This window comes from Thermodesulfobacterium sp. TA1, assembly GCF_008630935.1.
Classification (GTDB): domain Bacteria; phylum Desulfobacterota; class Thermodesulfobacteria; order Thermodesulfobacteriales; family Thermodesulfobacteriaceae; genus Thermodesulfobacterium.
Map to the genome: position 1 here is coordinate 1,240,259 of NZ_CP043908.1, position 25,643 is coordinate 1,265,901.

The 25,643-nt window shown below is 37.3% G+C and carries 23 protein-coding genes; 12 read left to right on the forward strand and 11 right to left on the reverse strand.

Annotation, left to right across the window (positions count from 1 at the left end; all coding sequences use genetic code 11):
* Positions 1-8: 8 nt before the first annotated feature.
* From F1847_RS06340 to lysS, 8 genes are all read right to left on the reverse strand, one after another.
* Positions 9-713: a flagellar basal body L-ring protein FlgH gene (locus F1847_RS06340; protein ID WP_150072236.1), complete on the reverse strand. Its 705-nt coding sequence runs from the start codon at positions 711-713 to the stop codon at positions 9-11.
* A complete protein-coding gene (gene flgA, locus F1847_RS06345) occupies positions 713-1,411 on the reverse strand; it encodes a flagellar basal body P-ring formation chaperone FlgA (protein WP_150072237.1) in 699 nt (232 codons plus the stop codon). The genes F1847_RS06340 and flgA overlap by 1 nt, the downstream gene beginning before the upstream one ends.
* 6 nt (positions 1,412-1,417) lie before the next feature.
* The gene (gene flgG, locus F1847_RS06350) at positions 1,418-2,200 is read right to left on the reverse strand and encodes a flagellar basal-body rod protein FlgG (protein ID WP_150072238.1); all 783 of its coding nucleotides are present in this window, start codon (positions 2,198-2,200) and stop codon (positions 1,418-1,420) included.
* A gap of 20 nt (positions 2,201-2,220) precedes the next feature.
* Entirely contained in the window at positions 2,221-2,982 is a 762-nt protein-coding gene (flgF, locus tag F1847_RS06355; RefSeq protein WP_150072239.1) for a flagellar basal-body rod protein FlgF, read from the reverse strand.
* Between the two features lie 354 nt (positions 2,983-3,336).
* Entirely contained in the window at positions 3,337-5,970 is a 2,634-nt protein-coding gene (bamA, locus tag F1847_RS06360; RefSeq protein ID WP_168194285.1) for an outer membrane protein assembly factor BamA, read from the reverse strand.
* A 14-nt stretch (positions 5,971-5,984) separates the two neighbouring features.
* Positions 5,985-6,680, reverse strand: coding sequence for an ABC transporter ATP-binding protein (locus tag F1847_RS06365; protein ID WP_150072241.1), 696 nt, complete (start codon positions 6,678-6,680; stop codon positions 5,985-5,987).
* Entirely contained in the window at positions 6,673-7,905 is a 1,233-nt protein-coding gene (locus tag F1847_RS06370; protein WP_150072242.1) for an FtsX-like permease family protein, read from the reverse strand. Before F1847_RS06370 ends, F1847_RS06365 begins: the two co-directional genes overlap by 8 nt.
* 10 nt (positions 7,906-7,915) lie before the next feature.
* Positions 7,916-9,409, reverse strand: a complete 1,494-nt coding sequence (gene lysS, locus F1847_RS06375; RefSeq protein WP_150072243.1) for a lysine--tRNA ligase — start codon at positions 9,407-9,409, stop codon at positions 7,916-7,918.
* 684 nt (positions 9,410-10,093) lie between these two features.
* Here lysS and lysA point away from each other — a divergent pair.
* Positions 10,094-11,353, forward strand: coding sequence for a diaminopimelate decarboxylase (lysA, locus tag F1847_RS06380; RefSeq protein ID WP_150072244.1), 1,260 nt, complete (start codon positions 10,094-10,096; stop codon positions 11,351-11,353).
* A gap of 39 nt (positions 11,354-11,392) precedes the next feature.
* Positions 11,393-12,436 carry a tRNA preQ1(34) S-adenosylmethionine ribosyltransferase-isomerase QueA gene (gene queA / locus F1847_RS06385; protein WP_150072245.1) on the forward strand — a complete coding sequence of 348 codons (1,044 nt, stop codon included), beginning with the start codon at positions 11,393-11,395 and terminating at the stop codon, positions 12,434-12,436.
* Here the strand turns inward: queA and hemL are convergent.
* From hemL to F1847_RS06400, 3 genes are read right to left on the reverse strand one after another with little or no spacing between them, the layout of a single operon-like run.
* Entirely contained in the window at positions 12,433-13,725 is a 1,293-nt protein-coding gene (hemL, locus tag F1847_RS06390; RefSeq protein WP_150072246.1) for a glutamate-1-semialdehyde 2,1-aminomutase, read from the reverse strand. The genes queA and hemL overlap by 4 nt on opposite strands.
* 13 nt (positions 13,726-13,738) lie before the next feature.
* Positions 13,739-14,296, reverse strand: coding sequence for a class II aldolase/adducin family protein (locus F1847_RS06395; RefSeq protein WP_150072247.1), 558 nt, complete (start codon positions 14,294-14,296; stop codon positions 13,739-13,741).
* The gene (locus F1847_RS06400) at positions 14,283-15,263 is read right to left on the reverse strand and encodes an NAD-dependent epimerase/dehydratase family protein (protein WP_150072248.1); all 981 of its coding nucleotides are present in this window, start codon (positions 15,261-15,263) and stop codon (positions 14,283-14,285) included. Before F1847_RS06400 ends, F1847_RS06395 begins: the two co-directional genes overlap by 14 nt.
* 385 nt (positions 15,264-15,648) lie before the next feature.
* Here F1847_RS06400 and F1847_RS06405 point away from each other — a divergent pair, with 385 nt between their 5' ends.
* The 10 genes from F1847_RS06405 (at position 15,649) to F1847_RS06450 (ending at position 25,634) form a co-directional block, all read left to right on the forward strand.
* Positions 15,649-17,193, forward strand: coding sequence for a murein L,D-transpeptidase (locus F1847_RS06405; protein ID WP_150072249.1), 1,545 nt, complete (start codon positions 15,649-15,651; stop codon positions 17,191-17,193).
* A 7-nt stretch (positions 17,194-17,200) separates the two neighbouring features.
* Entirely contained in the window at positions 17,201-17,731 is a 531-nt protein-coding gene (locus F1847_RS06410; RefSeq protein ID WP_150072250.1) for a DUF882 domain-containing protein, read from the forward strand.
* A 77-nt stretch (positions 17,732-17,808) separates the two neighbouring features.
* Positions 17,809-19,137 carry a signal recognition particle protein gene (gene ffh / locus F1847_RS06415; RefSeq protein WP_150072251.1) on the forward strand — a complete coding sequence of 443 codons (1,329 nt, stop codon included), beginning with the start codon at positions 17,809-17,811 and terminating at the stop codon, positions 19,135-19,137.
* 70 nt (positions 19,138-19,207) lie between these two features.
* Entirely contained in the window at positions 19,208-19,459 is a 252-nt protein-coding gene (rpsP, locus tag F1847_RS06420; RefSeq protein ID WP_150072252.1) for a 30S ribosomal protein S16, read from the forward strand.
* A gap of 39 nt (positions 19,460-19,498) precedes the next feature.
* A complete protein-coding gene (locus F1847_RS06425; RefSeq protein WP_150072253.1) occupies positions 19,499-19,738 on the forward strand; it encodes a KH domain-containing protein in 240 nt (79 codons plus the stop codon).
* A complete protein-coding gene (rimM, locus tag F1847_RS06430) occupies positions 19,738-20,253 on the forward strand; it encodes a ribosome maturation factor RimM (RefSeq protein ID WP_168194286.1) in 516 nt (171 codons plus the stop codon). Before F1847_RS06425 ends, rimM begins: the two co-directional genes overlap by 1 nt.
* A 15-nt stretch (positions 20,254-20,268) precedes the next feature.
* On the forward strand, positions 20,269-21,576 hold the full coding sequence (gene trmD / locus F1847_RS06435; protein ID WP_150072255.1) for a tRNA (guanosine(37)-N1)-methyltransferase TrmD: 1,308 nt from the start codon (positions 20,269-20,271) through the stop codon (positions 21,574-21,576).
* Between the two features lie 97 nt (positions 21,577-21,673).
* Positions 21,674-23,128, forward strand: coding sequence for an acetyl/propionyl/methylcrotonyl-CoA carboxylase subunit alpha (locus F1847_RS06440; protein ID WP_150072256.1), 1,455 nt, complete (start codon positions 21,674-21,676; stop codon positions 23,126-23,128).
* 28 nt (positions 23,129-23,156) lie between these two features.
* On the forward strand, positions 23,157-25,226 hold the full coding sequence (locus F1847_RS06445) for a biotin/lipoyl-containing protein (RefSeq protein WP_150072257.1): 2,070 nt from the start codon (positions 23,157-23,159) through the stop codon (positions 25,224-25,226).
* 66 nt (positions 25,227-25,292) lie between these two features.
* The gene (locus F1847_RS06450; protein WP_150072258.1) at positions 25,293-25,634 is read left to right on the forward strand and encodes a histidine triad nucleotide-binding protein; all 342 of its coding nucleotides are present in this window, start codon (positions 25,293-25,295) and stop codon (positions 25,632-25,634) included.
* Positions 25,635-25,643: the final 9 nt, after the last annotated feature.

A 25,643-nucleotide genomic window follows, 5' to 3' on the forward strand; every position in this document is an offset into this window, starting at 1 on the left:
CTTCCTCCTTAGAACAGCCAGAAAAGTTGTAAAAGTCTGGTGATAATACCTGGTCCGCTTGCAGCTTCGCTATTGGGTCCTTTACCGCTATACTCTATGTAAGCGTCTGAAATCTGGGTAGAAAGAACCGAATTATCTGCGGCTATATCTTCTGGTCTTACTATTCCTGTAAGGGTTATATACTCAAGGTCTCTATTTCTTTTAATCGTCCTTACCCCTTGAATTACTAAGTTGCCGTTAGGTAAAACCTTAACCACCCTTGCGCTTAAAGTAGCCACAATCTTACTTTGCCTTGCAGTTTGACCTTGACCAGAAGTGGAAGAGCTCATTTCCCCTTTAAACAAAGTCCCTAAATCTGCAGCATTAGGCAAAAACCTGCTTTTTATCTCGTTTTCATACCCTAAAATGTTTGAAATACCTGCTGAAGCAGAACTACTTTTTCCGCTTTTTTGACTTACTGTATTAGAACTCTGATAGGTCTCCACGATTTTAACGGTTAAAATATCCCCTACGAACCTTGCCCTTTTGTCAGCATAGGCGTACAAGTCTCTTCCTTCTTTATAAAGAGAACCCTTACTTAAATATCTTCCTTCTTCTACTTGAACGCTTACCTCAGGCGGTGGAGGAGGGGTCGGAGGGGTCTTAGGATCAAACTCCCAACACCCCCATAAAAAGAATAGACATCCCAAAAGCCAAATTTTTGAGATTTTCATCAGAGCACCACCTCTATCTCTTTTGATGAAACTACCTTTCCTAAGACCTCTTTATTACTGCTCAGGTTTTTTACCTTAATCATCTCTTCTTTTCTTCCGTCTTGTAAGGCCTTCCCTTTAGCCTGCACCAAAAATCCCTTGCCTCTGGCTGTAATCACCACCACTTGTCCTCTCTTTATTAAAAGGGCTTCGGCTAAAAAGGACTTTCTTAAGACCACATTAGGTTTAAGGCTAGTCCTCAATTCTTTACCTAAAACCTCTTCTTTTTGTAAAATCACATCTTGGGGAAGTTTAGAAAGGGGCTTTTTCTCAAAGACCACATGTTCTTCTCTGATTACCTCTCCTTTTTCTAAAGGCTTGGTTAAAACCAAAACAGGGACATAAGCCTCCACATAACCCCAAACTCTAATCCTTAGGGCTTCTTTTCCCTCTTTAAAAAACACCAAAACTAAAGTATTAGACCCAAGCCCAGCCCTTCCTAAAAAATTAGCTTTATACGGGATGTTTTTTTCTACTTTGACATTCCTTGGTTCTACACTAAACCTTTCTAAGCTTAAATTAGGATAAACTTTACCTAACCTTGCCTCTATTTCTTTTAAAAAGATTTTTTTATAGTCTTCTGGTGTATAAAAATCTTCTGCCCTTAAAGAACTAAAGAAAAAAACTACTAAAACCCAAACCAAACCAAACCTTCTCATCTAACCTTACCTCTTAAGGTTATTGGCTATCTCTAAAAGTTGGTCTGCGGTTAAAACCCCTTTGGAGTTAGACTCATAAGCCCTCTGCGTAATGATCATTTTTACCATCTCTTCTACTATATCTACGTTAGACATCTCAAGATATCCCTGGGCTATTGTTCCAAACCCGTTTTGTCCAGGATTTCCTTCTATCACATCTCCAGCAGCATCGGTTGGTTTAAAAAGATTTCTTCCAACCGCATAAAGACCTGCAGGGTTGGTAAAGTCGTAAATGGTAAGTTGTGCCTGGGCTAAGGTCTCTCCTCTTGGTCCAAGAGCAGTAATAACTCCGTCAGGGGTAATCTCAATCCTTGCCGTGCCTTGAGGAACAGCAAATTCAGGTTGTAGCCTTGCACCATCAGGGGTGACGATATAACCATCGCGGTCAAGCTTAAAATTTCCTGCCCTGGTATAATATTCCTCTCCCCCCATGATTACCCTAAAAAAACCCCTTCCCTCTATAGCCCAATCAAGCTCTTGGTTGGTTAGCTGATATTCGCCTTGAGTAAAAAGTTTGGGGACTGCTACAGGCCTTACCCCAAGACCTATCTGCATTCCTACAGGAACCTGGGTTCCGTCAGCTGTCAAAGCACCGGCAAGCTTTAAATTTTGATAAAATAAATCCTCAAAATCGACCCTACTTTTTTTGAACCCCACGGTATTTACATTAGCAAGGTTGTTAGCTATCACATCAAGCTGTAACTGCTGTCCTTGCATCCCTGTTGCAGCACTCCAAAGTCCTCTTATCATCCTTTATCCCCCTTTTAAAACTATCTATTTAAACCCAAAAGTTTTTCCGTAGCCTCATCCCAGCCTTGGATAGTCTTTTGGACTGCCTGAAAGGTTCTTTGTATCTCTATCAAACCTACCATCTCCCTTACAGGATTAACATTAGATTTTTCTAAAAAGCCTTGTCTCACCTCAAAATTATTAGCCGGAGTTTCTTCTGTCCCCTCTGCTATGTATAGGTTTTCTCCTACCTTTTTAAGTTTGGTTGGGTCTTGAAAGGTAACCACATCAAACCTTCCTAACTCGGTTCCATCTATAGACAAAATTCCGTCAGGAGATACCTGAAGTCTGTAATCATCCATCGTGATAAGCCCACCTTTTGCCATTCCAGGGTCAACCACCAGGGGCGCACCGTTTACCAAAACCGGATAACCTTCTGGGGTAACCAACCTTCTCTGAGTATCTAACGTAAAATTTCCTGCTCTAGTATAGGCTATTCCATTAGGGGTTTGAACCTTAAAAAAACCTTCTCCTACGATGGCAAAATGCAAAGGATTTTGAGTATGTTCTAAAATCCCCTGTTCTTTGTTTAAATAAGGAACAGTTTCTTTAAAAGCCCTTCTTCCCTTGGGACCGATTTTTTTCATCAAAACCTCTTGAAAACTCAACCTGTCTTCTTTATAACCTGGAGTATCAACATTAGCCAAATTGTTGGTAGTAACCGTTAGCCTTCTGTCAAGCAGTTGAGCCGCTTCTAACGCCTCAAGTAAACCAAGCTGAGGATTAATCTGAATTCCCTTCATACCCCCCTCTTATCTAAATCCTTAAAACTCTTTTTTATTTTATAAACAAAAATCATGCCTATTCTTGCAAACCTCAAAATCTCTTAAAATGCTGGGTTAAAAAAAGAAAAAAGAAAAACTTTTCCTACTTCGGGGAAATTTTTTCTTTCTCAAAAATAAGAAGGAAAACTTTTTCTGTTTATACTACTTTGATCAAGGTATTTTTTATACCTTTCAATTATAAGACCCTTTATCAAAGAGAATATCCATCTAAAAGATGTAAACCAGTTAGTCCCCTTAAAAAAGGTTTGGCTGACTATACTTGAAGTATAAAGATTAAAAGCTTATGTCAAAAAATTGACTTTGTCAAAAATTTTAAAAGTTTCCGCCGATGCTAAAGTTAAAATTACTTGAATCTTCGCGAGGCTTTTTATCTATGTTATAACCCCATTCTAACCTTAAAGGTCCAAAGGGAGAAAGCCATCGCAACCCTACTCCTACGCTTTTTCTAAGGTCTGAAAACTGAAATTCCGTATTTTTATCCCACACGTTTCCCATGTCATAAAAAACCACTCCGTTTAGGTTTATATGTTTGATCAGAGGAAAAATAAACTCTAACTGAGTATAAAGCTTTCTAGTACCTCCTATTTTGTCGTCTGTATCAGGGTCCCGAGGAGAAATGTCACCATACTTATATCCTCTTACAGAGTTTATTCCACCTAAGAAAAATCTCTCATAAACCGGAATTTTCCTTGCTCCTCCTTCGGTTAAATAACCATAACCAAGGGCTGCATGAAAGGTAAACTTATAAAAAGGAACATAAACCTGATGTTCTCCTTCTATCTTAATGTAGTTGCTATCCCCGCCTAACCATTTTTCTGCTACCTCAAAGTCTAAACCATGATACCACCCTTTAGTAGGCATAAAATACCTGTTTCTTGAGTCATAGCTCACACCAAACTGAAAAGCACTGGTAAATTTAATATCCTTAGACTCTAAGATGATTTTAGCTACATTACTTGAAAGGTCTTCTAATTGGGTATAATCTAATCTATATCCGACGTAAGCTGAAAGCTTAGAAGTAAGATTATAACCTATTTTTAGAGATGCCCCTTTACTATCTTTAGTAAAATCGTCGTACTCTATCTCATAGTTATAAAGAGACCATCCAAGAGAATATCTGGTATCTCTAAAGTAAGGGTCGTAAAAATTGATAGAATAACGGCTGGATTTAGTACCAAGTCTTGCAGATACGTTTAACCTTTGGCCTTTACCTAAGAAGTTTCTTTCGGTTACATCTAACATCAGCATAAACTTATCATAGGAACTATAACCACCACCAATACCAAAAGACCCGGTAAGCATCTCTTTTACTTTTACTTTAAGATTGACTTCCTCTTCCTTAGCAGCCTTTTCTTTTTCTATTTTTATGTCCTCAAAAAACCCTAACCTTCTTATCCTTACCTCGCTTTCTTCTATCCTCTTTTCGCTGTAAGGCCAACCTTCGGCTATCGCAACTTGTCTTCTAATAACCTTGTCCCTGGTTTTAGTGTTTCCTTCTATCTCGATCCTATTAACATAAACCACTGGACCTTTATCTACTTTAAAACTTATGTTAATAACCTTAGCCTTAGGGTCTTTGTCAAAATCAGTGGTTACCTTAGTATAGGCATATCCATAATCTGCAAAAAGATGGGTAAGAATGCTTTCATCTTGTTTTAGGTTTTCTAAACTAAAAACCTTGCCAGGCAAGGTTTTTAACTTCTGATAAATTTTATCCTCTGGGAAAAGGTCCTGTTTTATCTCAACCTTTCCTACCTTATACTGTTCTCCTTCCTCTATAGGAATTTTGATCACTACCCCGTCTTCCTCTTCTTTAATAATAGGCTCTCCCACCTTTACGTCAATAAAACCACGATTTTTATAAAAACTTTCTATTTTTCCTAAATCTCGATAAAGAAAAGCTAAATTATAGACCCCTGGTTCAGCTAAGGGTTCAGGGGTAGTTAAGGTTCTTAAATACTGAGTTGCCTTTTTGATAGGAGAAAACACCGATTTTTCGGATACAGAAAGGAAGCCTTTTAACTCCTTTTCCGCAATAGCTTTGTTTCCAACAAAATCTATCTTTTTAATATACTTTTTCTTGCCCTCTTTTACCTCAACTATCAGTTTTACTTGGGCTTGAGAAACCTTTTCTAAATTTAGGTTTACTTCTGTTCCGCTGTAGCCTAACTGCTCATAATAAGCCTTAACGGTTTCGATAACTTTATCTAAATCTTTGGAGGTAAGCACCTGGCCTTCTTTAAAGTCAATAATCTTTAAAAGGTCTTCTGTTTTTATCTGTTTATTTCCTTTAAACACCATCTCTTTGAGAGAGGGATTTTCTTTAAACTCAAAAATCACTATTACACCCTTTATCCCTTTTTCTAACTTAATTTCTATGTTTTCAAAATAGCCCATTTTATATAGATTTCTAAGGTCTGTGTTTAATTTTTTATAATCTAAGATATCTCCGGGTTTGGTAGCAATGTTAGGATAAAGCAGGTCTTCCTTAATTCTCATATTCCCGATTAATCTTATTTCTTCTATCAATTCTTTTTTCTCAAAAATGCTCTTTAGATAGATAATCGTTTGGGAGATAAGGTGCTCTAAGTTCCCAACCTCACCTACTACGTTAAAATATTGTCTTTTCTCACCTGGCAAAAGAAGCTTCCATTCCAAACTTACATTATTTCCTATTAAAAAGCATTTAATCTCAGCTATTCCTTCATAAATACCTGTTTTTAAAAAGGCTTTAGCTTCTTTTTCGTAAAGGGACTTTTTTTCTAAAAGAAACCCTTCTTCTTGTAAAGCCTCTTTTAGGTCTTTAAGGTAAGCTTCCAAAACCTGACTGCTATTAGGTTCTCCTAAGGATTTGGTTGAATAAATAAGGAAGTTAGTTTGAGCACAAAGCAGTGGGGTTATCCACCATCCAAATAATAAAATAAAAAGCAAAAGCGTCTTTTTCAAAGCCTCAAGCCTTTTTAAAAAGTTCCTCTTTCCCATTTTACCAGAAAACCGTTTTTTAGCAAAAAGATTTTTTTCATCCTTTTAGCAAGCTCCCAGTTATGGGTCACCATTACTACTGCGGTATTAAACTCTTGATTAAGGGTTAGAAAAGCATTTATTACCTCTTCTGAACTTACCGGGTCAAGGTTACCGGTAGGTTCATCTGCCAGCACCACTACAGGGTTTAAAAAAAGAGCTCTTGCAATAGCCGTCCTTTGTCTTTCTCCTCCAGAAAGGGTAGAAGGTTTATGGTCTTTTCTATGAAAAATTCCCAATTTTTTTAAAAGGTTTTCTGCTTTGGTTTTGCATTCCTCTTTTTTTAAATTAGCGATTAACCCAGGAAGAATAACGTTTTCAAGAACCGTAAACTCTGGTAAAAGATGGTGTAGTTGAAAAACAAATCCGATCTTTTTTCTTATCTGGAGAAGGGCATCTTCTTGACTATAATCTATTTTTTTCCCTAAAAAATATATCTCTCCACCAGTAGGTTGATCAAGGGTTCCCATAAGGTTTAATAAAGTTGTCTTTCCTACTCCAGAAGGTCCTACTACCGCGATAAGGTCTCCTTGGTAAACCTCTAAGTCTATTTTTTTTAAAATTTCAATCTCCTCGTTTATATACTTATATTTTTTAGAAACCGATTTTAAGGCTAAAACCAGAAGGTTATCCATGACGTAAGACCTCTGCAGGCATGATTTCAGAAGCCTTTTTGGCAGGATAAAGGCAGGCTACCAAACTTATAAACATAGAAACAAAAACGATGACTACTATGTCAAAAAATTTTAGAGAAACAGGCATATATTCTACCGGGTAAACATCACTCGGTAGTTTAACCACAGGGTATTTAGAAAGCAGTATACAAAGGCTACTTCCTAAAACTAATCCCAAAACCACACCTATAAAGGCAAACAAAAATCCGCTATAAAAAAACAAGGTCATCACATCCTTCGAAGAAGCGCCAAGTGCTCTTAAAATGGCTATATCCATCTTTTTTTCAGAAACAAGCATAACCATCGCGGCGATTATCGTAAAAAGGGAAACGGCAATCATAAGGCTTAATACCACAAAAAGACCAAGTTTTTCCATCTTAAGGGCAGCAAAAAGATTTCTGTTCCATTCCTGCCAATCAAGGATTTGAGCCTCAAAACCTAAAGAAGCAACCAATCTTTCTTTATATATTTGTGATTTAAAAGGGTCTTTTAGTTTAACCTCTAAAGACCTATTAACAGGGTTTAAGTAAGCAAAAAAGACCTCAGAAGGAGCAAATACTAAGCTTAAGTCAAAGTCATAGACCCCGGTTTCAAACCACCCTACTATCTTAAGGTTTATTATTTTGGGGACAAAACCAAAGGGGGTAAACATACCCTCAGCACTCATAAAATTTAAAACGTCACCCACTTCCAATCCCAGACGATCTTTTAGTTTTTTACCCACCACTATCGGAAGGCTTCCTTGGGGTATCTGACTGTTTAAAAGTTTTTTTTCTACATAGAAAACTTTAAAACCTCTTTCTCTTTGTAAACCACTAAAATTAGAGGCTTTAAGAACTACCCCTATGGGATGGGAACGAGCAATAATCAATCCCTGAACAGAAGAGGTTTCCTGAAGGCTTATCAGTTCATTTTTAGGTATTTCTTTTTCTACTAAAGTTTTAATTTTTAAGGCCAGGTCTGGGTTCCAAAAGGTGATGGTAATATGAGGGTTTAGGCTTAAAATCTTTTCAGCTACCGCTTCTTTAAACCCGGTTATCACCGCGTTTACTACGGTTAAAGCACCAACGCTAAGGGCTACTCCTAAAATCGAAATAATCGCTATGATACCTGTAAAACGTTCTCTTTTCCGAGAAAAAACATATTTAAAAGCTAACCACACCCTCCAGTTATTAGAAAACCTCATTCGAAGCTCTCTAAAGGTCTTCTTTACGCCTAAGATGAGGGAAAAGAATAACCTCTCTTATCGAAGGGCTGTCGGTAAAAAGCATCACCACTCGGTCTATCCCAATACCTTCTCCTGCACATGGTGGCATACCATACTCCAGCGCCCGAATAAAATCTTCGTCTATCTCTGGCGGTATTTCTTCATCTATGTCTTTTAATTTTAGCTGTTCTTCAAACCTCTTTCTTTGATCTCTGGGGTCGTTTAACTCTGAAAAGGCGTTAGCTACTTCTTTTCCTGCAATGTAAAGTTCAAACCTTTCTGCAAAATCAGGATTTTCATCACTTCTTCTGGCTAAAGGAGAAACCTCTACAGGAAACTTGACCACAAAGGTAGGCTGAATAAGTTTAGGCTCTACCAACTCTTCAAAAAGCTTAGTCCACCATTTGCCTATACGTGGGTCCTTTAGGTTCAACTCTATACCTTTTTCTTTAGCAAACTTGATAAGCTTTTCTCTGTCAAAAAGTACTTCTTCAGGGACTCCTCCTAACTCTATAAGTGATTTCAAAAATTCAATCCTTTGCCATGGAGGAGTAAAATCTATTTCTTGTCCTTGATAAACAATTTTAGAACTACCCTTTATGTCTAAAGCCAGTCCATAAAACAATTCTTCAGTCCTTTTCATAAGGTCTTCATAGGTGGCATAGGCCTCGTAAAACTCAAGCATGGTAAATTCAGGATTGTGTCTACTTGACACCCCTTCATTTCTAAAATTTCTGTTAAGCTCAAAAACCTTGTTAAAACCACCTACGACAAGCCTTTTAAGATAAAGCTCAGGGGCTATCCTGAGATAAAGGTTCATGTCCAGGGCATTATGGTAGGTAATAAAAGGTTTAGCTGCCGCTCCTCCTGCAATAGGATGCATCATCGGGGTTTCTACCTCTAAAAACCCCTGAGAAATAAAATAGTCTCTTATATAATGTATAACTTGAGTTCTTGTCCTAAAAATCTCTCTGACCTTAGGGTTCATGATAAGGTCTACATATCTCATACGGTACCTTAATTCAGTATCTTTAAGCCCATGATATTTTTCAGGTAAAGGCCTAAGAGCCTTGGTTAAAAGCTTGAAATTTTTTACTAAGATGGTAATTTCACCAGTCTTGGTTTTGAGAATCCTTCCTCTAACACCGATGATATCGCCTATGTCTATAAACTTTTTAAAAAACTCAAAATCTTCTTGAGGAAGCTCATTTTTAGCGATTAAAATTTGAATTTTATCTGTATCATCCTGTAGATGGGCAAAAACAAGTTTCCCCATCTCTCTTCTTGCCATTATTCTTCCTGCTACTACAAATTCTTGGGTCTTTTTTTCTATTTCTTCAGGACTTAACCCTTCGTAAATTTCTTTTATATATTTTGCCTTATCCTTCGGACGAAAATCGTTAGGATAAGCCTTTATTCCCATAGACTCAAGTTTCTCCAGTTTTTCAAACCTAACCTTAATAACCTGACTTTCCTCTAACATTTATTTTCCCTCCCTTTGTAAACTTCAGCACTATTTTATTACGAATTTTACTTTTTCCAACCTATCTAAACTTTTAGGTATTAAAAACTTCTCACCCTTTACTTTGAAACCAAACCTTTTAGTATGCAAAGACCAAATTTTAAAACCCTCAATTTGGCTGTCATTACTAATGTCAATGTCATAATTTCTTCCCAGTTTAAAACGTCAAAGTTTTATAGTCTTCCTCCAAGGATGATCTTTTGATGTTCTCCATCTCTCTTTTTCACCTTCCTTCTTCTCAAAACATATCCTTCAGCATCATCTATCATGACAACTAACACCAAGGTTCATGAATGTTTTTAATCCATCTATATTGAAAAGAGTCCAGTCTCTTCAAACATACCATCCTTCGGCATCCTTCTACATCTCCTATAAACCTTCCGCTTCCTTCTCTGCTAATAAAGCCCTTCTTTTATTAGTCTCTGATGTAAATTTTCATAGCTAAGCTTAAAACCGCCGTGTATATCTCTAAGTTTATCCATACTCTTTTCATTTCTTATTTTTTAATAATTTCTTCTGGAGGATATTTTACCAATGTGACATTTCAAAATAGTAACCACATAGTAACCACAAAAAGATTGACAAACAACCAGGGTTTATGTATATTTAAAAAAATTTTAAAAAATTTTAAAAGAGGTTAGAATCATGCATTATTTTGGGTATAAAAATGGGGAGCTATTTTGTGAAGAGGTGCCTATCAAAAAAATTGTAGAAGAAGTAGGAACCCCGGTTTATATTTATTCTGCTCAAACGATAAAAAGACATTTTAAGGTTTTTGAAAATTCTTTTCTTTCGGTAGATCATATTATCTGTTATTCAGTGAAAGCCAATTCTAACTTAGCTATCCTTTCTCTATTAAGAAGCTTAGGCTCAGGGGCTGATATAGTTTCTGGCGGAGAACTTCAAAGGGCCTTAAAGGCAGGAATTCCTCCTCAGAAGATAGTTTTTTCAGGGGTAGGAAAGACCGAAAAAGAAATGGAGATGGCTCTTTCTGCAGGCATACTTATGTTTAATGTAGAAAGTTTAGAGGAGCTTGAGGTCTTAGGAGAGGTTGCTAAAAAACTTGGCAAACCAGCTCCTTTTGCCTTAAGGGTAAACCCTGATGTGGACCCACAAACCCACCCTTATATCTCAACAGGGCTTAAAAAAAATAAATTTGGTATACCTGAAGAAATGGTAGTAGAAGCTTACAAAAAGGCTAAAGACCATCCCTTTTTAAATCCGATAGGGCTTGATGCCCACATAGGGTCTCAGATAACTTCTATCGCTCCTTTTAAAGATGCTCTGTATCGTCTTAAAAAAATTTGGGAAGAAATTACCTCCTTAGGAATAGAGCTTAAATACTTAGATTTAGGAGGAGGTCTTGGCATTATCTATAACAACGAAGAACCTCCCTTACCAGAAGAATACGCTGAAGCTATCATAAAAGAAGCCAAAGACCTTAAAGCAACCCTTATTTTAGAACCTGGAAGGGTAATCGTTGGTAATGCAGGAATATTGGTTACCAAAGTCCTTTACAACAAAGAAAACATAGAGAAAAAGTTTGTTATCGTAGATGCCGGAATGAACGACCTAATAAGACCTGCTTTTTATCAAGCCTATCATAAAATAGTGCCGTTAGAAGAAAAAAAAGATGTAGAAGAGGTGGTAGTAGACATCGTAGGTCCAATATGTGAAAGCAGCGACTTTTTTGCTAAAGATAGAAAGATGCCAAAACTTAGAAGAGGAGATTTGCTTGCTATCATGAGTGCTGGAGCTTATGGATTTGTGATGAGTTCTAACTATAACTCTCGTCTTAGAGTACCTGAAGTTTTGGTAGATGGGGATAGATTCTTTATCACAAGAAGAAGAGAAACCATAGAAGACTTGTTAGCCCCTGAGAGTGTTCCTGCGATCTATCTTTAATTAGGCTCTACAGTCTAAAGTTTTTGGTATAAAAATAATATGGGGTTTATTCCTGAGGAGTTTAGGTTAGATTATTACGATTATCCTCTTCCTGAGGAGTTAATAGCCTATTTTCCTTCAGAAGACCGAAAAAGTTCTCGTCTATTAGTTATAGACAGGAAGAACCAAAAGTTTTTTTTCCATCAAACTTTCGCTGAGATAGAAAAATATTTTAAAAAGGGAGACCTTTTAATACTTAATAACACAAAGGTATTCCCTGCCAGGCTTAAAGGTATAAAACCTACAGGGGGGGAGGCTGAGGTTCTTCTTTTTGAAAAACCTCAAGGGCTCTCTTTTCAAACTTTAGCCCTCATCAAAGGGAAACGAATAAGAAAAGGAACGCAAATCACGGCTCAAGAAATTATCATAAAAGTAATAGAACCTTTAGAAGGTGGAAGGTTTTTGGTTGAGCTCAAAGCAGACAAGCCTTTAGAAACCCTAATCTATAAATATGGAAAAGCTCCTTTACCTCCCTACATTAAAAGAGACCCTACAGATTTAGACTTATTAAGATACCAAACTGTTTATGCCCAAAAAGAGGGGGCTATTGCAGCACCTACCGCAGGGTTTCACTTTGATACCATCCTTCTAAACCAGCTTAAAGAAAAAGGGGTAAAAATAAACTTTATCACCCTGCATGTAGGCTATGGCACCTTTGCCCCAATAAAAGTCCAAGACATAAGAAAGCACCAAGTAGCACCTGAATATATAGAAGTAGAAGAAGAGGTAGTAGAAGAGATAAAAAAATCCTTAAAAGAAAAAAGAAGAATTTTTGCCGTAGGCACAACTACGGTTAGAACCTTAGAGTTTATCGCTCAAAAAGGATTAATTTCCTATAAAGGGTTATGCGACCTTTACATCTGTCCAGGGTTTACCTTTCAAGTAGTTTCTGCCATGATTACTAATTTCCATCTTCCTAAATCTTCTTTACTTCTCTTGGTTTGTGCTTTTGCAGGAAGAGACCTCATCTTTAAAGCCTATCAGGAAGCCATCTCACGTAAATACCGTTTCTATTCTTATGGGGATGCAACCCTTATTCTTTAATCCTTTTTTAATTTTTTAAGCACCTTGTATACTGCCTCTACGGTATGTTCTATCTCTTTTTCTCCATGGGCTAAAGAAACAAACCAGGCTTCAAACTGAGAAGGAGGAAGATAAACGCCTTTTTCTAACATCTTTTGCCAAAAGACCGCAAAAAGCTCGGTATCACAATTAAGGGCTGTATTAAAATCGACGACCTCTTTTTCGGTAAAAAAGAGGGTAAGCATAGACCCAACCCTGTGTAAACGATAATTAAGTTCAAGGTCTTCTAAAGACTCTTTTATACCTTTTTCTAAGCGTTCTGCCATAAGATTAAGTCTTTCATAAGTCCCAGGTTTTAAAAGTTCTTTTAGGGTCGCAAGGCCTGCAGCCACAGCTATAGGATTACCAGAAAGGGTTCCGGCTTGATAAACCGGTCCTTCAGGAGCCACCATACTCATGATTTCAGCCCTTCCTCCATAGGCACCTACAGGAAGGCCGCCTCCTATAATTTTTCCTAAACAGGTAAGGTCAGGGGTAATCTTGTAAACCTCTTGAGCCCCTCCAAGGGCTAACCTAAAACCAGTTATAACCTCATCAAAAATAAGTAAAGCTCCATATTGTTTAGTTATATCTCTTAAAAACTTAAGAAAACCTTCTTTAGGAGGGATAACTCCCATGTTAGCAGGTACAGGCTCAACGATCACAGCGGCTATTTCTTCTCCAAACTTTTCAAAAGCCTCTTCTACCTTATCAAAGTGATTGAATGGTAGGTTTAGGGTATGAGAAGCAAGCTCTTCAGGGACTCCTGGACTTGCGGGGATACCAAAGGTAGCAAGCCCAGAACCAGCCTTTACTAACAGGGCGTCTACGTGGCCATGATAACAGCCTTCAAACTTAATGATTTTTTTCCTATTAGTATAGGCTCTGGCAAGCCTTATGGCACTCATCGTAGCCTCAGTGCCTGAATTAACCAAACGGATTTTTTCAATAGAAGGCACGACGTTTTTTATCAACTCAGCAAGCTCTACTTCCTGCCAAGTTGGAGCCCCAAAGCTTGTTCCTCTTTTAGAAGCAAAATAAACCCCTGCGATTACCTCTGGATGGGAATGTCCTAAGATAAGAGGTCCCCAAGACCCTACATAGTCTATATATCTATTGCCATCAACATCTATCAGATAAGCCCCTTCTCCTCTTTCAAAAAAAACCGGGTCTGACTTTACAGCCTTACAAGCCCTAACAGGACTGTTTACCCCTCCAGGGATAACCTCTAAAGCTCTTTGATAAAAGAGCTTAGACCTAATCCTTTCCATAAAATCCTCCCTTTTAACCTAAATTTTTAAAAAATTCAAACTTAGATAACTTTTCTAAAACTTCACACAAACTAACCGCTTCCTCTATCGTTTCTCCCCAAGCAACCACTCCGTGTCCTTCTAAAAGAAGGACTTTACTTGTCAATGAGGCCTCCCCTACCCTTTCCCAAAGTTCTTTAGAACCAGGAGATAGAAAGGGGACTTTAGCCATTTTTTTTAACAAAAGTTCCGCCTCTTTCAGACTAAAACCATAAAAATCAAATCCTTTTGCACTCATAATCAAGGTGTATAGAGAATGGGTATGTATAACCGCGTTGGCTTTAAAATTTTTTTGATAGATCAAATAATGCATCCCCCATTCAGAAGATGGGCATCCATTGATAAAACTTTGGTCCCAACCTACAAAAACCAAATCTTTTGGGGTTAAGTTTTGTTTTATCCTTCCAGAGGGGGTTATCCAAAACCCATATTTAGCTTTCACGGAAAAATTACCTTCAGACCCTACTACCAACCCTTTTTCTGCTAAAATTCTGGCATAAAAAATCAGGGCTTCACGACTATTCTGCCTCAAGTTTTACCGCCTTTATAAGGTCTATGTTTTTAAGACTCCAATCAACCGTCCTTCTCAGCCCTTCTTCTATAGAAATTTCAGGCTCCCACCCTAAAAGCCTCTTAGCCTTACCTATCTCTGCCCAGGTTACCTTCATATCTGCCTTATGAAAGGAACGATATTCTATCTTGGCTTTTTTCCCTAATAAGCCTTCAAGCAACTCTATAATCTGATTTATAGAAATAGGATTTTTTCCCCCCCCTAAATTGATTATTTCATAGCCTAAGGGTTTTAAAGCAAGAAGGGTTCCTTTAGCTATATCATCTATATAAGTAAAATCTCTTGCTTGAGTGCCGTCTCCATAAACGACTATAGGTTTTTCTTCGTAAATCCATTTTATAAACCTAAAAATACTCATGTCAGGTCTTCCTGCTGGGCCATAAACCGTAAAATATCTGGTAACGGTAATATCTAATCCATAAAGATGATGGTAAGTATAAGCTAAAAGCTCGGCAGAGCCTTTGGTTGCTGCATAAGGAGAAAGAGGTTTATTAACTTTTAATTCTTCATCAAAAGGTGGATTAAGCCCAGCATAAAGAGAAGAAGTAGAGGCTAACACCATCTTATTAACACCAAACTCCTTCATAGCCTCAAGAAGGTTTAAAGTGGCCTTAACGTTACTTTCTACATATACCCAAGGGTCGATTAAACTTGCCCTTACCCCTGCCCTTGCGGCTAAATGAATAACCCCTTTAATCGGATAGGTCTCAAAGAGTAATCTTACCGCCTCAAAGTTAGCCAGGTCAAGCCTGTGAAACCTAAACCCTTCAAAACTTTTTAACTGAGAAAGCCTCCATTCCTTTAACTTAACATCATAAGCCTGGTTTAAGTTATCTACCCCTAATACCTTTTCTCCATCCCTTAATAAAAACTCACTTACCCTCCATCCTATAAACCCTGCTGCACCTGTAACCAAATAATATCCCATCCTTTTCTCCTCTAAAGATTTGATACCATTATTTTAACAAAACTTAAACAAAAACCAACCTATAAAAGAATTTCTAAACAAAAAGACTATGCAAACGGTTTTTATACCAGAGATTTACTTTTCGTGCCTTCCTACTTCCTGAAAGATTATTATACTTGATCTTGAAAGAGATGAATGAGAGGATGAACTTAAGGAGGTTAATTAAGAGGATTTAATGAGATTGAATTTGTGAACTAACATACCTTTCCCGGTAAAATTTTTACGTAATAAAAGGGACACTATGTTATATAACGAAACATTTTTGACCCCTTTTTTAGTTGTTAAGTAGTTTTTTTATGCTATATTTTAAATTTTTGAAAAATTTTTTAGGAAAGTTTTCATTTATATGAAAAAGTTTCTATTTTTTATTTTTGGGTGTTTGTTTTATTTTACCGGAATAAACTATGCCCAAGAGTTCAGCCTTGAAAATATAAAGGCTTATCAAGCTTCTCTTAATTATCCTTCTCAGATAATAAACCTCTACCAAAAGTTAGGTTTTAACCCTATTTGGAATGAAACCAACAAAAAGAAACTCGAAAACTTAATCGTTAATTCTATGCGCGAAGGATTAAACCCCAAGGATTATCAGATAGACCTTTTAGAAAAAACAGAAAAATTTTCTATAGAACAAGAATTAAAACTTACAGATACCTTGATTAAACTCGCCTATCATATCTATTATGGAAAAGTTAACCCTAATAAAGTTTTGGCTCTGGTTAGTTTTTCTAAGAAAAAAGATATAGTAGTAGATACTTTAGTTACCCTTTTAAACGAAGATAAATTAGAAGACCTTTTTACAGCCTTAGCCCCTGAGTTTGAAGAATATCAAGTGTTAAAAGACTATTTAAGACGGTATCAAGAAATTATAGAGGCAACCCAATCGGTAGAGCTTAAGCTCAATAAATCACTTACATTAGGAGAACAAAGTTCGTTGATTCCGGAGATAAGAAGAAGGCTTTATTTACTTGGATATTTAGATAGTTTTAATGAAAACGAAGTCTATGATCATGAACTTAAGGAAGCAGTAAAAAGGTTTCAAAGGGCGCAACAGCTAAAACCAAACGGGATAATAGACAGTAAAACCGTGAGGTTATTAACCCTTTTACCTAAGAAGCGGGTTGTTCAGATTAGTCTAAACTTAGAGAAATTTAGATGGTTACCTACGAAAAGACCAGAAACCGTATATGTTTGGGTAAACCTTCCTTCTTTTGACCTTTTTTTGGTAAACAACGGAAAGGTGGTGTTTTATAGTCCTGTTATCATAGGGAAAAGCAATTCCAAAGATTTCAGACCAACCCCGGTGCTTTATAGCCAAATAACCCATATGGTATTAAACCCTCCTTGGAATATTCCACCTAACGTATACAAAAAAGATTTTTTTCCTAAACTTACCAAAGACCCTGAGTTTCTTTTAAAACAAGGGATAAAAGTCTATGCTAACGGAACAGAAATAGACCCTTTTCAAATAAAATGGGAAACCTTAAAACCTTCTAAATTACCTTTTCAATTGGTTCAACCTCCAGGAAATGGTAATGCTTTAGGAAAGGTTAAATTTCTATTTTCTAATCCATTTGATGTTTACCTTCACGACACCCCAAAAAAAAATCTTTTTAAATATTCAAAAAGAGACTTTAGCTCAGGTTGCGTAAGGGTTCAAAAAGCGGTTGAATTAGCCAATTTTTTGATATCAATGGGTTATGTAAAAGGATGGGACCAAAAGAGATTTATTAATGCCTTAAAAACCAACCAAACCATCTATATTTCTCTTAACCCTCCTATACCTGTTTATCTGGTCTATTTTACCGTCTCTGTTAAAAAACCTTATATCTATTACTTTGAAGACCTCTATGGATACGACCAAAAATTAGCCCAACTTCTAAATTCACATTAAACCTCAAATGTTTACTAGAAGGACTTTTCTTAAAACTTTAGGATTGTTTTTAGTAAAACCTGTCTTATCTTTTGGGGATCTTTGGCTGTTTCCGGAAAGAACTCTTAAGGTTTACAATATACATACTAAAGAAGCGATTGAAGCCACTTACTGGATTAACGGAGATTATCGGGGAAAAGAGGTCTCGCTTCTTTTTTATATTTTTAGGGATCACCGGACCGGAGAGGTTTATCCTATAGACATAAAGCTTTTTGACCTTTTGTTTTTAATAACTCAAAACCTTGAGATTGATACTCCCATATGTTTAGTTTCAGGCTATAGGGCTCCCGAAACCAACGAATTTTTAAGAAAAACCACTTCAGGGGTGGTTCAGAACAGCCTACATACGGTAGGAAAAGCGGTGGACTGCTTTCTACCGGAGATACCTTTAGAAAATATAGTAAAGGTTGCTTTAAACCTGGGGTTAGGAGGGGTAGGATATTATCCTGGAAGGTTTGTCCATTTAGACATAGGAAGACCAAGATTTTGGATAGGATAGAAGCCGTTGACCTAAAGGAAATAATGATTAAACTTTAAAAACATATCAAAACATTGTTAAAAAAAGAGGGGTAGAAGATGCTTGAAGGATTAAGTCAAAGGTTGGAAGAGGCTTTAAATAAGTTTAAAGATAAAGGAAAACTTAGTCCTGATGAGATAAAAAAAGGATTGAGAGAAATACGTCTGGCTTTGCTTGAGGCAGACGTTAATTATAAGGTAGTAAAAGATTTTATAGGAAGGGTTGAGGCAAGGTGTCTTTCTTCTGAGGTAACCGAAAGTCTTACCCCCTTTCAGCAAGTGGTAAAAATCGTTTATGAAGAACTGGTTAAAACCCTTGGAGAAGAGGCCAAAGGGCTTGACCTTGGCGGACCTAAGCCAGCCAGAATTTTACTGGCTGGTCTTCAAGGTTCTGGAAAAACTACCACCGCGGCTAAACTAGCAAGATATTTAAAAAAGAAAGGCCATCACCCTTTACTTGTGTCTGCTGACATTTATCGTCCTGCAGCTATAGAGCAACTTAAGGTCCTTTCTCAAAAGATAGAAGTACCTTTTTATGAAGCCAAACCTGGGGAAACACCTATAGAAATCGTCAAAAATGCCATAGAAATGGCTAAAAAAGAAGGAAGAGATGTAGTCATTATAGATACGGCTGGTAGATTGCATATAGACGAAAGATTGATGGAAGAGTTGATCGAGCTTAAAAAAGCCTTTAATCCTTCAGAGGTGCTATTGGTAGCTGACGCTATGATGGGACAAGATGCGGTAAACGTTGCTAAAACTTTTCAAGAAAAGGTAGGGGTAACAGGTATTATTCTTACCAAGATGGAAGGAGACGCAAGAGGTGGTGCTGCTCTTTCTATAAAGGAAATAACCGGTTGTCCTATCAAATTTTTGGGAGTAGGAGAAAAAGTAGATGCCTTAGAGGTCTTTCATCCTGAAAGGCTTGCAGGTAGGATCCTTGGAATGGGAGATGTTCTAACCTTAATAGAAAAAGCTCAGGAAACCTTTGACCTTAAGAAGGCTAAGGAGCTTGAAAAGAAAATTAAAAAACTTGAGTTTGATTTAGAAGACCTAAGAGAACAACTTAGGCAGATTAAAAAATTAGGCTCTGTGAGAGATATCCTTGGCTTTTTACCAGGGGTTGGTAAAAAATTAAACCAGCTTGAGTTTGACGAAAAAGAGATTTTAAGGATGGAAGCCATCATCAACTCTATGACTAAACAAGAAAGAAAAAATCCTAAAATTATCAATGCAAGCAGAAAAAGAAGAATAGCCAAAGGTAGTGGAACCACCGTCCAAGACGTAAACAAACTGCTAAGAAGTTATGAAGAAATGCTTAAACTTTTAAAACAAATGAAAACACCAGGAAGATTGCAGCAAGTCTTTAGAAGAATGTTTGGGGCTTAAAACAATTGTAAAAAATAAAATAGGTGTTAAAATATTAAAGCTAAAAATTTTTTAAGGAGGTAGGGGAAAAGTGCCAGTCAGGATAAGACTTATGAGATTTGGAAGAAAAAAGAAGCCTTTTTATAGGGTAGTGGCAGCAGACTCTCGTTCTCCCAGAGACGGAAAGTTTTTAGACATCTTGGGATATTATGACCCTTTAAAACAACCTTATGAGTTTAAAATAAACGAAGAAAAGGTTAAAACTTGGCTTGAAAGAGGAGCTGAACCTACAGAGACGGTAAGAGCCCTTCTGAAGAGGATAGGGATAAAGGTAGACAAATAACGCGCAAATCCAAACTGCTAGGAGATAGGAGGGTAGAAGATGAGCAAACTCAAAGATTTAGTGGAGAACATCGCTAAAGTGCTGGTTGATAAGCCAGAGTCAGTTCAGATTAACGAAATAGAAGGGGAACAAACCTCTGTTATTGAATTAAGGGTTGCCAAAGAAGACCTTGGTAAAATCATAGGCAAAGAGGGTCGCACTGCTAAAGCTATTAGAACCATCTTAGGGGCTGCAGGCAGTAAACTTCGTAAAAGAGTTGTGTTAGAAATCATCGAATAGTGAAAGTCCCCTTTGCTAAAATCTTAAACACCCATGGACTTAAGGGAGAGGTAAAAGTCTCTCCCTTGGTCTTATCTTCTGAGCTTATTTTTCAAATTGAAAAATTCTATTTATCTGAAGCTTCTTATGAAGAACTATGGGTCGAATCTATTAAAAAAGGTCCTGGTTTTAATGTTTTTATAGTAAAGTTTAAAGACATAGACTATGAAAAAGCAAAAACCCTTACCAACCAAAAGCTTTATGTAAGTTTAGAAGACTTGCCTCAACCTTTAGAAGACGAATTTTATTATTATCAGATTGAAGGTTTTTCAGTAAAAGATCTTTCAGGTAAGGTTTGGGGTAAAGTAAAAGAAGTTATGCCGATGGGAGAATATGACCTTTTGTTGGTCAAAACTAAAGAAGGTTTTGAATTTTATGTGCCTCTGGTGGGAGAATATGTAATAGAACTAGACTTTTCTAACCAAAGTATCTTGGTGCAAAACATAGAAGATTTGGTAGAAGCTCAAAAACCTTAGTTTTTAATAATAATCATGAGAATAGACATCATTACCATCTTTCCCGAATATTTTGAAAGCCCTTTAAAAGTTGGTCTTTTAGGAAAGGCTTTAAAAAAAGGACTTTTAGAGGTTAACCTGTTTAACTTACGAGATTTTTGTCAAGACAAACATCGTGTGGTTGACGACGAACCCTTTGGTGGTGGAGAGGGAATGGTTTTTAAACCAGAGCCTCTTTACCGAGCTATAAATTTTCTTAAAGAAAAAAGTCCTAATCCTTGGGTGATTTATCTCTCTCCACAAGGAGAATTGTTAAACCAAAAAATAGCCGAAGACCTTGCTCGGAAAAAACATTTAATACTTGTTTGTGGAAGGTATGAAGGGATAGATGAAAGGATAAAAGACTGCTTGGTAGACCAAGAAATCTCTATAGGAGATTATGTGGTTTTTGGCGGTGAAGTAGCAAGTTTAGTCTTAATTGAATGTGTAGCCAGGCTAATACCGGGAGTGGTAGGGAAAAAAGACTCGGTAGAAAGAGAATCTTTTTCTTCTGGACTTTTAAAATATCCCTGTTATACCAGGCCAAGTGAGTTTATGGGGTTAAAGGTCCCAGAAGTACTTCTAAGCGGAAACCATGCAGCCATAGAAGCCTATAGAAGACAAAAATCTTTAGAATTGACCCTTAAAAAAAGACCTCAGCTTTTAAAAGAGGCTCAACTTTCAAAAGAAGACTTGCAATTTCTGGCTGAGCTTTTAAAAAAACAAAGGGTATATCTCTTTCTTCTTCATTATCCTGTTTATAATAAAAGAAAAGAAGTTGTAGCCTCAGCTGTCGCTAACATTGACCTTCACGATTTAGCAAGACTTGGAAGAACCTATGGATTAAGGGGAATTTACTTAGTCCAACCCCTTGAAGACCAAAGACAATTAGCTCAAGAGCTTTTAACTTTTTGGCTTGAAGGTGGAGGTGCTAACTATAACCCTCTACGCAAAGAGGCTTTAAAACTATTAAAAATTTTTTCAACCTTCGAAGAAGCTTTGACTAACGTCCAAGAAATAGAAGGAGAAAAACCTTTATTAGTAGGAACTGATGCTTCACCTAAAAGGAACCCCATCTCGTTTGAAGAACTAAGAAATTTTTTATGGGAAAAACCGATAATTATCGTTTTAGGAACAGCCTGGGGCCTCACAGAGGAATTTTTAGAAAAATGTGATTATTTCTTAGAACCTATTTGGGGTAGACTTGACCCTTACAACCATCTTTCTGTACGTTCTGCAGCCTCTATCATCATCGATCGCATGTTGGGTTATTATAGCTTTTATAGAAAATTTTTATCAAAATGATTGATTTTTACCAAAAATAGATTATTTGTTTTTATTGAATTTTTTTTAAGAATGATGATGTCAATTATAAACTTTAAAAATTATCTAGGAGGGACTTATGAGAAAGATCAATAAAGTGTTGATAGCCAACCGGGGAGTTCCTGCAGTAAGGGTGATGAATACCTGCAGAGATAAAAAGATTAAAACTGTTGCTATCTATAGTACGCCTGACAGACTGGCCTACCATGTATTTTTAGCTGATGAAGCGGTACATATTGGAGAGGCACCTCCTCATGATTCTTATTTAAACATGGAAAAAATTATAAAAGTTGCCTTAGAAACGAAATGTGATGCAATACATCCTGGATGGGGCTTTTTAGCAGAAAACGCTGACTTTGCCGAACTGGTAGAACAGGCTGGCCTTGTATGGATAGGCCCTCCTCCTGAGGTCATAAGGCTTATGGGAGATAAAATCAGGGCAAAGAAGATAGCCCAAAGGGCAAACGTGCCTACCATTCCCGGACTTTTAAACGTAAAAACAGTAGAAGACATTTTAAAATGGATGCAAGAAGACGAAGTAGATTTTCCCATCATGATAAAAGCCGCCTCTGGTGGTGGCGGAAAAGGAATGGTAAGGGTTGAAAGCGCAGAAGAATTACCTATAGCCCTTGAAAAGGCAAAATCGGAAGCTAAAAAAGCCTTTGGAGATGAGACCCTTTTAGTAGAAAAGTATATTAAAAGCGGTAGACATATAGAGGTCCAAGTTTGTGCCGACAAGCACGGACATGTAGTACATCTTTTTGAAAGAGAATGCACCTTGCAAAGAAGAAATCAAAAAATCTTAGAAGAAGCACCTTCCCCAAGCATCTCCGATGACTTAAGACAAGAAATATGTTTTACAGCCGTAAGGTTGATGAGAGAAATAGGTTATCACTCAGTAGGAACGGTAGAATTTCTGTTAGACCCTAAAACCAACAAATTTTATTTTCTTGAGGTTAACACTAGGCTTCAAGTAGAGCATGGTGTTACTGAATTAATTACCGGACTTGATTTAGTAAGCCTGATGTTCTCTATCGCTGAAGGTCATCCCCTTCCATTTGAACAAGACGACATACATCCTAACCGTCATGCCATAGAAGTAAGAATTAACGCCGAAGACCCTAAAACCTTTAATCCTTCTTTTGGTACCATCACCAGACTTGAAATTCCTCAAGGTCCAGGGATAAGGGTTGCCTCTGGAGTTTATGAAGGAGCAGATGTTCCTCCCTATTACGACTCGCTTATCATGTTGGTTATGTCAGCCGGGGCAGACAGAACAGAAGCTATCAGAGTAATGGACAGAGCTTTAAGCCGAGGATTAAGGGTAGAGGGAATAAAAACCATCGCCCCGTTGCTTTTAAGCATCATCAGACATCCTGACTTCATAGAAGGTAAATTTTCTACCAGGTTTATAGAGGAAAGGCACGAAGAGCTTCTTTCTATGGTAAAAGAAAAAACAGCAGACGATGAAGTTTTAAAAATTGCTAGGTATGTAGCAGAAATTTCAGCCTTAGGGCCTCAAGATTGGATGTAAAATTACATTCCACACATGGGGGTAAAAAATGGATTACGTGTTTGTAAAACCGGGGATGAGCCCAAGAGAGATAGTTCAAAAAGTAAGAGAATTGCCTGGAGTATGTTTTGTTTCTGTAGGAATGAGAGATGCAGGACAGTCTGACTATAAAAACAGATTAAGGATATATGACTTAAAAACTCTTGCTCCTTACTATAATGAAATGGGACTTTTTGCGGCAGAATGCCATGGAGGGGCAAGATGGCATGTAGGTATTATGAATAGAAGAGAAAGCCCTTTTGAAGAGATAGCCATTCTAAGAGAACTTATGCCTAACGTCCTCTTACAAACCCTTATAAGAGAAACCAACATGTGGGGTTATAGACCTTATCCTAAAAACATCATAGAATATGTAGTAGAAGTAGTAGATATAGATGTATGGAGGTGTTTTTCCTTCTTAAACGATATAAGAAACATGCGTCCTGTAGCTGAAGTGGTGATGAAAAGAGGGAGGCTCTTTGAACCTGCCATTTCCTACACAGTAGCCCCTTGGTTTGATACCAAGTATTACCTTAAGGTAGTAGATGAGATAGTAGACCTCTGCGGTGGGGTAGATGAAATAGTATTATGTATTAAAGACATGGCTGGAGTAGGAACAGTCTCTTCGATTACCGAGCTTATAGATGCCATAAAACAAAAATACCCTGATTTGGTAATCAACTACCATCGTCATATCACCGACGGTCTTGCTATTCCTGTGCTTTTAGCCGCTGCTAAAGCAGGAGCTAAGATCATAGATGTAGAAGAGGATACTTTGGTAAGGTTTTACGGCCATTCTCCTATCTTAGCGGTTGAGGCTATTTTCAGAGAAGAAGGTATTCCTGTCAACCTTAACAGAAAGGCTTCAGAACAAGCTGTAGAAAAAGTAAGAGAATGGATAAGAGATTATGAATGGGCTGAATCTCCTTTCAAAGGTTTTGACCACATGGTCACCAGACATAAGATGCCAGGAGGAGCCTTCCCAAGCTCCTTTGAACAGGCAGAAAAAGGGGGATTCCTAAACCTCATGCCTTATATCCTTCAAGTCATGTCCCTTTACAACCAAATAGTAAAATATTTTGATGTTACTCCAGGGTCACAAATCACTTGGGTAACCTGTAGCGGTATCGTTAACAGATACGCTAAAGAAATGGGAGAAGAAGGGGTTAAACACGTAATAAAACTTCTTAAAAAATTTGTAGAAGAAAAGAACCAAGATTTTTCAGCGATGGAACCTTGGGAACAAGAAGAACTTTTACAATTGTTTAAACACGCTCCAGGAGACTTCAAAAATCTTATCCTTGGTCATTACGGAAGGATGCCCGTAGGTTGGCCTGCTGACTGGGTGTATAAAAGTACCTTTGGAGATGATTGGGAAAACAAAATAAAAGAGAGAAAAGAAACCTCACCTGTGGAGGCTATTCCTGACGAAGACATAGAAGCTTTAAGAAAAAATTTAGAAAATGAACTTGGGAGAAAGGCTACTGAAGAAGAGTTTATCCTATATCTGATGCACCCTAAAGATGCTTTAGATTTTATAAGATTTAGAGAAAAATACGGAGATGCTCCTTTAGTTCTTCCTACCAGAGTATGGAGAGAAGGGCTCAAAAAACCAGGAGATAAAGTTGAATTTATCTATGAAGGAAAACCCTATTGCATAGAATTAGTCTCTATAGGTGTCGAAAACGACGGTGTAATACATGTAGTCTTAAAGGTAAACAATAAAACCAGGGTGTTTGAGGTGAAAACCCCAAGAGCTAAAAAAGAAGAGGTCAAAAAGGCAGTAAGACCTGATGAAATAGGAGCACCTATCAGCGGAACAGTTTGGAGGATAGGTAATCCAAAAAGAGGAACGCTTAAGGTAGGAGACATCGTCCATAAAGGAGAAGAAATCGCTAACTTAGAATCGATGAAAATGGAAAACCCTGTTTTAGCACCCTTTGACGCCCAAATCGTAGAAATTTGTGTGAAACTTAATCAAATGGTAGAAGAAGGGCAACTACTCTTTGTGCTTAAGCCCTTAGAAAACACTAATTCAGGAAATACAGGAGAGACCAACATAGAAAAATTGCCCCATTAGCCCTTGATTTTTAAGACAAAAGTTTTATAAATTTTTTTAAAAAACCCTTGTTTAGAGGGAGGGAATATGAGTTGTATTTTCTGTAAAATAGCTACTCAAGAGATACCTGCTAAGGTGGTGTATGAAGACGAAAAGGTGATAGCCTTTCATGACATCAACCCTCAAGCCCCTTATCATATATTAGTAATTCCAAAAAAACATCTTTCTACTTTGTTAGAACTCACCGAAGAGGATAAAGAACTGATAGGGCACATATATCTGGTTATCAATCAAATCGCTAAGGATTTAGGGTTTGCTGAAAGGGGATACAGGGTAGTAGTAAACTGTAAAGAAGAGGCAGGACAGACGGTGTTTCATCTGCATTTTCATGTGCTTGCCGGTAGAGGTATGGGTTGGCCTCCAGGATAATTTTAAAAA